Source organism: Sphaerobacter sp., from assembly GCF_019683595.1.
In the GTDB taxonomy this organism is placed as follows: Bacteria; Chloroflexota; Chloroflexia; order Thermomicrobiales; family Thermomicrobiaceae; genus Sphaerobacter.
This window is the reverse complement of record NZ_JADGHZ010000024.1, coordinates 24,592-33,532: the sequence shown is the minus strand read 5'-3', so window position 1 is coordinate 33,532 and position 8,941 is coordinate 24,592. Positions and strand designations below refer to the sequence as shown.

The 8,941-nt window shown below is 67.6% G+C and carries 6 protein-coding genes; 1 reads left to right on the top strand and 5 read right to left on the bottom strand.

Annotation, left to right across the window (positions count from 1 at the left end; translation table 11 throughout):
• Positions 1-168: 168 nt before the first annotated feature.
• The 3 genes from IRZ30_RS04705 to IRZ30_RS04695 form a co-directional block, all read right to left on the bottom strand.
• Complete coding sequence (locus IRZ30_RS04705) at positions 169-1,851, bottom strand: dihydroxy-acid dehydratase (protein WP_294083463.1); 1,683 nt, start codon at positions 1,849-1,851, stop codon at positions 169-171.
• Positions 1,852-1,861: 10 nt separating this feature from the next.
• Entirely contained in the window at positions 1,862-3,583 is a 1,722-nt protein-coding gene (locus IRZ30_RS04700) for an iron ABC transporter permease (RefSeq protein ID WP_294083462.1), read from the bottom strand.
• A 91-nt stretch (positions 3,584-3,674) separates the two neighbouring features.
• On the bottom strand, positions 3,675-4,892 hold the full coding sequence (locus tag IRZ30_RS04695) for an extracellular solute-binding protein (protein ID WP_294083461.1): 1,218 nt from the start codon (positions 4,890-4,892) through the stop codon (positions 3,675-3,677).
• Positions 4,893-5,231: 339 nt separating this feature from the next.
• On the opposite strand from IRZ30_RS04695, the gene IRZ30_RS04690 reads away from it, so the two are divergent.
• Positions 5,232-6,086 (top strand): methylenetetrahydrofolate reductase, encoded by an 855-nt coding sequence (locus tag IRZ30_RS04690; RefSeq protein ID WP_294083459.1) that lies wholly within the window; start codon positions 5,232-5,234, stop codon positions 6,084-6,086.
• Between the two features lie 88 nt (positions 6,087-6,174).
• Here IRZ30_RS04690 and IRZ30_RS04685 read toward each other — a convergent pair whose 3' ends face one another.
• A complete protein-coding gene (locus IRZ30_RS04685; RefSeq protein ID WP_294083457.1) occupies positions 6,175-7,575 on the bottom strand; it encodes an aminomethyl transferase family protein in 1,401 nt (466 codons plus the stop codon).
• Positions 7,576-7,872: 297 nt separating this feature from the next.
• Positions 7,873-8,895 carry an amidohydrolase family protein gene (locus IRZ30_RS04680; protein ID WP_294083455.1) on the bottom strand — a complete coding sequence of 341 codons (1,023 nt, stop codon included), beginning with the start codon at positions 8,893-8,895 and terminating at the stop codon, positions 7,873-7,875.
• Positions 8,896-8,941: the final 46 nt, after the last annotated feature.

The following is an 8,941-nucleotide window of genomic DNA, read 5'->3' as shown; positions in this document are numbered from 1 at the left end:
GGTAGGACTGGGCGGCATCGCGCCAGCTCCAGGCCCAGTCGAACAGGGTGGTCTTCGAATCGTAGAAGATCGCCCGCGGCCAGCGTCCCACAATCGCCATGCTGTCCTCCCTCTACGCGAGTTCACTGCGAGCACGAATCATCCGCTCTGCCTACAGGTTCAGCCTTCTCACGGCTTCACGATGTTCCCCCTTCGTAGATCACTGGCGAGCCGCGCGTAGACGCCCAGCCAGCCGTCCGGCAGGGATTCCGGCCCCTGATACGGCTCCCGCTGCCGGAGCGTCGCCTCGTCGACCAGCAGGTCCACCCGCCGCGCGCTGAGGTCCACGACGATCTCGTCGCCGTCCTGCACGCGACCGAGCGGCGAGTCCGGGACCGCGGCTTCGGGCGTCACCTCGGCGACCACGAGCCCCTGATTGACCAGGCCCGAGATCTGCCCATCGGTGACGAGGGCCACATGGTCCACCAGCTCCGGCCGCGCCAGGGCAAAGGCGGCGAACGAGGCCATCCCCATGCCGGGCTGCCCGCGCGGGCCGATGCCGCGCAGCACGACCACTGTGCCCGGCTGAATCTGCCCGTCGCGCACCGCTTCGACGATGCGGTCCTGATCGTGGAAGACCATCGCGCGGCCACGGAACGGCTCGCCACTGCGTTCCTGCACCCACGCCGTCGACCGCACCAGCGCGCCACCCGGGGCCAGCGTTCCCCGGACCGGCATCAGCGTGCTCTGGCGCCGGACCGGGGACTCCAGCGAGGCGATGCGCGATGACGCCTCGCCGGCACTCGTGCGCTCCAGCAGGTCGCCCAGCACCGTGCCCTCGACCGTGAGTGCGTCGAGGTCGAGGATGGACGCGAGGCGCCGCAGGCACTCCGCGGCGCCGCCCGCCTGTTCGAGTTCCTCGATGGAGGTCTGCCCGTTGGGTCGCACTTCGACGAGGAGCGGAACGCGATCGTAGAGCTCGCTGAGCAGGTCGAAGAGGTCGACGTCGATCCGGCCTGCCTCAGCGATCGCCTGGAGATGCTTGACGGCGTTGAGCGATCCGCCGGTCGCCAGGAGGAGTGTCGCCGCGTTCCGGAACGCCCCGGGGGTGAGAACCCGGCTCGGCCGGAGGTCCTCCTGGACCATCTCCACCACGCGGCGGCCAGCACGCTCGACGGCCTCCCACATCCGCGGGCTGTTCGCCTGGACCGGCGTGGTGCCGAACAGGGTCATGCCCAGCGCTTCGGCGACCATGTGCATCGTGTTCGCGGTGCCGAGACCCGAGCAGACGCCGGGCCCACCGATGGCCTCCCGGGCACACTCAGCCAGCCGTTCGCGGCCCTCGTCGGTCCCGTCCAGGACATGGTGGACGGCGGAGACGAACACCTCTTCGATGTCCACCGGCTCACCCCGGCAGCAGCCGGACGGCTGGTAGCCGCACGCGAGGATGAGGGTCGGAATGTCGAGCCGTGCCGCGGCCATCAGGTGACCGGGCAGCGTCTTGTCGCACGAGGAGAGGCAGATCATCCCGTCCAGGTACGCGCCCTCGACCATCGCCTCGATGTCGAACGAGATCAGGTCGCGTGCGGAGAGGATGTACCCACCCCGGCCCCCGACGCTGGTGATGAAGTCGCTGGGGGCAGTCGTGCGGACCTCGAACGGCACCCCACCCGCTGCGCGGATGATGGGCTTGAGGCGGGCAGCGATCTGGTCCAGATGGCTGTAGCAGATGGCGAGTTCCGATGAGGAGTTGACGATCGCGATCTTGGGCTTGTCCAGGTCGTCGTCCGCGAGTCCCAGGGCGTGCCACTGAGCGAGCCGGACGGCCCACCGCGGACTTCCTACCGGTAGCACACTACGCAAGCGCGGCATCGAACCTCCCTCACCGGCTGGTCGACCGCATCCGCATCTCGTAACCCTGCAGGCGGCCAACCAGGTATCGCGCCACCACCATCGGGAGCATGGCGAGGACGGACAAGACGCAGACCTCTTCGATCTTGCCCACGCCCCACAGTTCCAGGAGCGCGGTGGAGAACACCGGCTGCCCGGGGGGCACCAGGAGCACCGACGTGCTCAGGTCGCGGAAGATCCCGACGAAGGCCAGGATCCACGCGACCATGGCCGAGGGCCAGATCAGCGGGATCAGGATGGTGACGACGGTCCGCAGCCAGCCACTCCCGGCGACCCGGCCGGCTTCCTCGATGTCGGCCGAAATCTGCGACAGCGACCCCACCATGGCGCGCGCCGCCAGCGGCAGGACCAGCACCACGTAGGCGATCACCAGTCCCACCCGCGTCGCGTAGAGCGGGATGGGCGCGAAGGCGTAGAGCCAGAGGAAGCCGAGCGCGAGCACGATGCCCGGCACCGTGAGCGGGAGCCAGCTCAGGAAATTCAGGGTTATCCGCACCCAGCGCGGGACGGTACGGCCACGGGCGATCACGTACGCCACCAGGCCGCTCAGGAGGAGGGCGAGCGTCGCCCCGATCGTCCCCAGGACCGCCGAGTTCCGCAGCGCCCGCAGAAGCTGGCCGTTGTGCAGGACGCTGGAGTAATGGTCCAGGGTAAAGCCGGCTTCGAAGACGCCGAAGAACCGGGTGAAGGAGCCCAGCACGAGCTGAGAGATCGGTAGGAAGACCACCAGCACGGTCGCCAGGACGCAGAGGAGGAAGGCGGGGATCTTCCACACGCCGAGGTCGTACGAACCCGACTTGTACCCTCTGGCGCCCAGGACGGTGAAGCTCCGCCGCCCCAACACGTGCCACTGATACCACGTCAGCGGCAGGACGATGAGCACTGAGAACACCCCCATGATGGACGCCATCGGGTAGTCCGGGGGGAGCCGATTCTGCACCAGGTCGTAGATCTCCACCGAGATCATGTCCACACCAGCCTGGGCACCCAAGAGGAGGGGGCCTTCGAATGCCTCGAAGGAGCGCACCAGGGAGTAGAGAAACACCCCGGACAGGATCGGGAAGAGCAGCGGGACGACGATACGAACCAGCACCCGGAATGGACGGGCTCCGGAGACACGCCCCGCCTCCTCCAGCGACGCATCAAAGGTGCGGAAAGCGCTGGCGGCGAAGCTGAGTTGAAAGGCGACGCTGAACACCAGGAGGTACCAGATAACGCCGGTGTGCGAGTAGACATCCAGGACTTCGAACCCCAGCGTCTCCCGCGAGATCACGTTCAGGAGACCGACCCGCGGGGCGCCGAGCATGGCCCAGGCGACGGCCATCATGATCGGAGGGATGTACAGCGGCAGGGTGAGCACCGCCTCGAAGAAGGACGCACCCGGCAGATTGGTGCGGCCCACCAGCCAGGCGAGTGCGACCCCGCCGACCAGGAAGCCACCGATCACGGCCGATGCCGAGATGACCGCGGTCTCCAGGATGACCAGCCAGGCCGAGGAGAGAACGAGGCGGGAGATGTTGTCCAGCGTCAGGTTGCCGGGCGCACCGATGGGGGCATCCCGCAGACCGCCATAGGCGAGGAGCAGCACCGGCGAGACCGTCAAGACCGCCACAATCACTAGGAGCAAGACGGGACCGGTGAGCACGGTCGACGTGCGGCGGCGCGACTGCCTCATGATATCTGCGATCGCCATGGACCTCTCGCTTCCAGCGCGGTCGGCGGCACACCGTGCGAGACGGCGTGATCCGCCAACCGCGGTACCATGGTGAGTCCGGCCGCGCGCCTCAGTCCGTGAAGATCTCCGCAGCGAGCGCCAGCCGCTCCTCGCTGCGCGGCGGATCGGAGGTTCCCAAGAGCGGGGCGGACAGCAGATCCCGCGCCTCCGGCGGCGCCGCGTCCAGCGCGGAATCCACGACCGGACGCAGGTAGTTGGCGGCGAGATGCTCTTGAACCTTGTCCGACAGCAGGTAGTCGATGAAGAGCCGAGCCGCGTTCGGGTGGCGCACCTGGGCCGGGATGGAGATGCCCTGGAGGACGAACGGCGCGCCCGGTTCCGGCATCACGACCTTGACCGTCGGGACATCCTTCACCTGCGGGAAGAGACCCAGCGCAAACGGGATCATCAGCGCGAACTCGCCACGTGCGACGCGGTTGGCCGAATCGGCGATGTTCCGGGTCAGCACCGGCTTCTGGGCCGCGAGGTTCCGGAGGAAATCCTCACCCAGCGCAACGAGCGCGGCGGAGAAGAAGACGAACCCGCCACCGATGGCCCGGGGATCGTCCATGACGATCTGGCCGCTCCACTTGGGATCGAGGACATCCTGCCAGGTCTTGGGCTCCTCACCCTCGGGCACCAATCGCGTATTGACCAGAACCCCATACACCTGAATGGCTTCAAATACGGCGTGCTCGGTCAGGCCGAATCCTTCAGCCTGAGCCATGACCTCCTGCGAGACTCGCGAGAGGTTGGGGAGATCCCCGATCGGCTGGACCGTCTTGTCCTGGTTGATCATGAGCCAGGCCTGCGTCGACCCGATCGTCACGAGGTCGGCAACGGGCTGGCCGGCCTGCTGCTCGACACGGACGCGCTCCTGCCCCTCACTGGCGCGCATGGCCGAGACGTCGACCTGGATGCCGTACTCGGACTGGAACTGCTCCGCCGCATATCCGATGGTGGGAATCGCGCCGCCGTGCCCGTCATAGAGCACGAGCTGTCCCTCTTCCTTCGCCTGGGCGACGACCTCGTCCCACGCGGCGGTCGACCCACTCGCTGTGGGCGAGGACTCCGCCTCTGGGCTCGCGGAAGGGGAAGCACTTTCGGTGGGCGACGCGGCGGCCGTCGCCGGGGCCTCCGTCGGCGTGGGCGTTGTTTGAGCCGCGGCTTCCTGCGTCGGCGACTCGGATCCACCGCCACACGCACTCAACAGGGCACTCGCGCCGAGGGTGACGAAGGAGAAGGCACTGTAACGCAGCACGTCACGTCGCGACAGAAGACGATCCACGTTGCCTCCCATCGATCTCGCTTGTTGTGTACCCCGGAGATTCGGCCAATGGCATTCTAAAGGCGTCTGCTGCGCTGGTCAACCCGTGCGATCAACGAGAACGCTCGTACACGCCTGAGCAAGCACGTCGTGCGCCTCAGAACTCCCGAGCGCGCGACCCCGCATGGGGCGACGTTGCGACAGCATCCGTGAAGCACCTACAATCGGCACGAACGTGCGAAGCAGCGGGGCAACGGGCCGAACGGCGTGTGCCGGAGTGTCCCCGTTGCCAGAACAGTGCATGCCGTTTGGCGCTAGCCCGAACGGCGTGCCCGACCGAAGCGGGAGGGGAGCGAACGCATGGACAACTCGTGGGCGTGTCGCGTCTTGGGGGACTCGCGGCTCGAGGTGCTCCCAACGATTACGGCCGAGAAGCTCGCCCCGCTCGTGCCATCCTCGATGAAGGTAACCGTGACGGTCTCGCCGGACCTCGGCATCGACGCCACGCTCGCGCTCACGGAGGATCTGCACCGGCGCGGGGTTCGGGTCGTGCCGCATCTCACGGCACGGGGTATCGCCGGGCCGTCCCAGCTTGAGCGCATCATCGCCCGATTGATGGAGCTCGGCATCGATGAGGTGTTCGTCATCGGCGGCGACCCGGATCGACCGGTCGGGGAGTTCGAGAGCGCGCTGGACCTGCTGGAGTCACTCGCGACGCTGCCGCAGCGCCCGAGCACCATCGGCATCGGCGCCTACCCGGAGGGGCACCCGAAGATCTCCGACGACGCGCTCACGTCCGCGCTCCTGGCGAAGCAGCGCTATGCCTCCTACGCCATCATGCAGATCAGTTTCAACCCGGAGGCGATGCTGAAGTGGATCAATGACGCGACCGCGGCCGGTTTCACGCTGCCCCTCTACCTCTGTCTTCCGGGCACGATCCGCTTCGACCGGCTGGTGCGGATCGCCATGCGGCTGGGGATCGGTGCGTCGCTCCGCTACCTCGAGAAGCAGCGGGGTCTCGCGCGGTTCGTGCTGACCGGCGGCGCGCGCTACGACCCATGGGCGACCATCGGGGAGTTGGCCGAGTCGGCCGACGCCGCTCGCGACCGAATCATCGGCGTCCACTGGAGCACGTTCAACGCGGTGGAATCCACCGTCAAGTGGGTGCAGGAAAAGCAGCGCGAGCTCGGGTGTCCGGGCGACGGTTCGGCATAGCCATAAGCGCCCACCCAGAGCCCAGCAAAATGTGGCCCCGGGGGAATGCCCCCGGGGCTTGGTGTGTGCCATCCCGCGAACGACGCGGCTAGCGGCGCTGCTGCAATTGCGCGCGGTACTGCCGCGCCGGCTCGGCATACGGCACCGGCCCGACCGTGGCCCGAATCTCGAACTGCTGGTGCGGCTCGATCGACGGCTTGCGCGAGCCACCGTCCGGCTCGCCCCAGATCAGCGTCACCTCGGTGCCCGGCTCGGCATACGCCTCGTCCAGCATCGCCAGCGACAGCATCGACCGCTCGTTCCAGCTATAGCCGCAGAAGGTGGAGATGCCCACCGTCTCGCCCTGCGCGTTCACCACCTTGTCGTACATCCAGGTGGCGTACTGCGACAGCGGCAGGTCGATGTGCTTGCCCGGCGTGTCCTTGCCGAACAGCGAGGCGAAGACCTTGGCGACATCCTCGCCGTTCCAGGCCAGCGTCACCTTCTTGCGGTGCGGCTGCTTGGCCATCTCCTCCAGCGCTTCGCGCCCGATGAAGTCGTGGTCGAACTTGAGGATCGGCCCGTAGCCCAACTCCCACGGGTCGAGGTAGTAATCCTCGATGTTGTCCGAGACGAAGCTCCCGCCGATGGCGCCGCCCCCCTCGTAGCTGGCCGCCGGCAGCCACTCGCGGTAGGCCCGCAGCTCCTCGCCCGTGTACACCGCCGGCAGCGGTGAGGGGATCCAGCCCGACTCCAGCGTGTTGGTGGCGTACGCCCGCGAGCCGACCTGGCGCAGGCCGAACTCCTTACCCGCCTCGACGATCGCCGCCTTGACCTCCGGCCCGTGCTCGAACGGCCCGATCAGCTCGGCGCCGGCCACCCCGGACATCCCGTGGTGCAACATCCGCACCTGGTGCCCGGCGATGGTGATCCAGCCCATGTGGAAGAACTTGACGTCGGGCAGTGGCCCACCGTTCAGCTTCTCCAGGATCTGCGTGGCGTTCGGCCCCTGCACCTGGAAGCGGAACACCTTGCGCCGCCGGTTGGGGTCGCCCACCGCCCACTCATCGCGCTCGAGCTTGACATCGTAGCCGCCTGTCTCGGCGTGGAACTGCACCCAGTTGTGCACCGAGGGGCGCCCGACGAGGTTGAACGACTCCTCGTCCAGGTAGAACAGGATCACGTCGCCGATGACGTAGCCGGCCGGGCTGCAGGCCACCATCTGCTTGGCCCGCCCCGGCTTGAACCCCTTGAAGCTGTTGATCGACAGCCGCTCCAGCAGGCGGAAGGCATCCGGCCCGCTCACATACAGGTCGGTCATGTGGTAGGAGAGGTCGAACAGACAGGCCGTCTCCCGCCAGGACCGCTGCTCATCGCGCCAGTTGGTGTACTCAGGCTGCACCACCGGGTAGATCCGGGGGCCGGTCTGGTTGTTGTACAGGTACTGGGCGATATTGGGCACACTGTCGACGATGTCCTGCAAGCTCCGCGGCTTGGCAGCGGAACTCATGGCTGACCGTCCTTTCCGTACTACCTGCCCGTTGGCCGCACCCACGGCGACGGCCCACCGACGCATGCCGCGCGGCCCGCTGCCCCTGGGCGGCGGGCGACGGCAGCCGCCGGCGCGGCACAGCCACCGTGATCCCGGCGCAAACGACGCATCCTACGCGCGTCGCGCACGGCAGGGCGGGGCGGAACGCCCCGTCCCAACGCATCCCCGGTCTCGGCCCGCTCCAGTGTAGGTCGCAAGCCGACCACGGTCAAGGACCCCCGGCACGGCACGCCCGCATCTGCCCGCGCGACCATGCTAGTCGGGGAGGCGCAACCGCAGCAGCCGCCGGGCGTTGCCCTCGAAGATGGCCTGCTTGTCCTCCGCCGATGCCGTCATGTTCTCCACCACGCGCACGGTCTCGCCGATGAACAGCGCCCCACCCTTCGGGTCGAAGGGGAAGTCGGAGGCGAACAAGACGCGCTCGGTGCCGAAGAATGCCAGGCCACACTCGGTTGCCGGGAGCGCCCCGAAGAGCGCCGTGTCGGCGTAGAAGCGGCGGAAGTAGTCGTATGGCCGGTGCTGGAGCCGCTGTCGCGCCTCCAGGTCCTCCGCCTCGTCGGTGCGCCGGCCCAGCGAGTCGAGCCCGAAGCCGACGCGCCCCTCGAAGTACGGGATCATCCCGCCCATGTGGTGGGTAATGATCTTGATGTTCGGGAAGCGGTCGAACAGGCCCCAGAAGACCATCCGCGCCATGAAGACGCTCGTCTCGTAGGGCCAGCCGAAGGCCCACCAGATGTCGTACTTGGAGCGCTCCTCCGTGCGGTAGTCGGGCACGTCGGGCTCGCGCGACGGGTGCACCCAGATCGGGAGGTCGTGCTCCGCCATGAGGGCAAAGAGCGGCAGATAGACGTCCTGATCCAGCGGCGCGCCGTTCACGTTGGTGTAGATCTGGACTCCGGTGGCACCGAGTTGCGTGATGGCGTGTTCCGCCTCACGCACGGCCGCATCCGGGTTGTTCATCGGGAGCCCGGCGATGAAGCCGACGAAGCGGTCGGGATAGCGGTCGACCAGCTCCGCCATCCCCTCGTTGCCGATCCGAGCCAGCTCCGGAGCCTTCTCCGGCGGGCAGAACGCCTCGATCGGCGGTCCAGGCAGGGACAACACCTGCACGTAGTTCTCATGTGGCTCCATCAGCCGGAGACGCTCGTCCAGATCATGGAGCGCGGCAATCCCCCGCACGCGCTTCTGCATATAGGCTGAGCCCGCGGCCTGATCCAGCATCGCCTGCCAGTAGCGCGTCGGGAAGAAGTGACAAAAGACATCGATCTTCAGCGGCACGAACCACTACTCCCTTCATCCGGAACCACATCACGCGAGCCGGCCA

Bases quoted from the DNA above. Each gene is read 5' to 3' on its own strand.
- IRZ30_RS04705 (WP_294083463.1), bottom strand. From the start codon at position 1,851: ATGCCGCGCTTGCGTAGTGTGCTACCGGTAGGAAGTCCGCGGTGGGCC.
- IRZ30_RS04700 (WP_294083462.1), bottom strand. From the start codon at position 3,583: ATGGCGATCGCAGATATCATGAGGCAGTCGCGCCGCCGCACGTCGACC.
- IRZ30_RS04690 (WP_294083459.1), top strand. From the start codon at position 5,232: ATGGACAACTCGTGGGCGTGTCGCGTCTTGGGGGACTCGCGGCTCGAG.
- IRZ30_RS04685 (WP_294083457.1), bottom strand. From the start codon at position 7,575: ATGAGTTCCGCTGCCAAGCCGCGGAGCTTGCAGGACATCGTCGACAGT.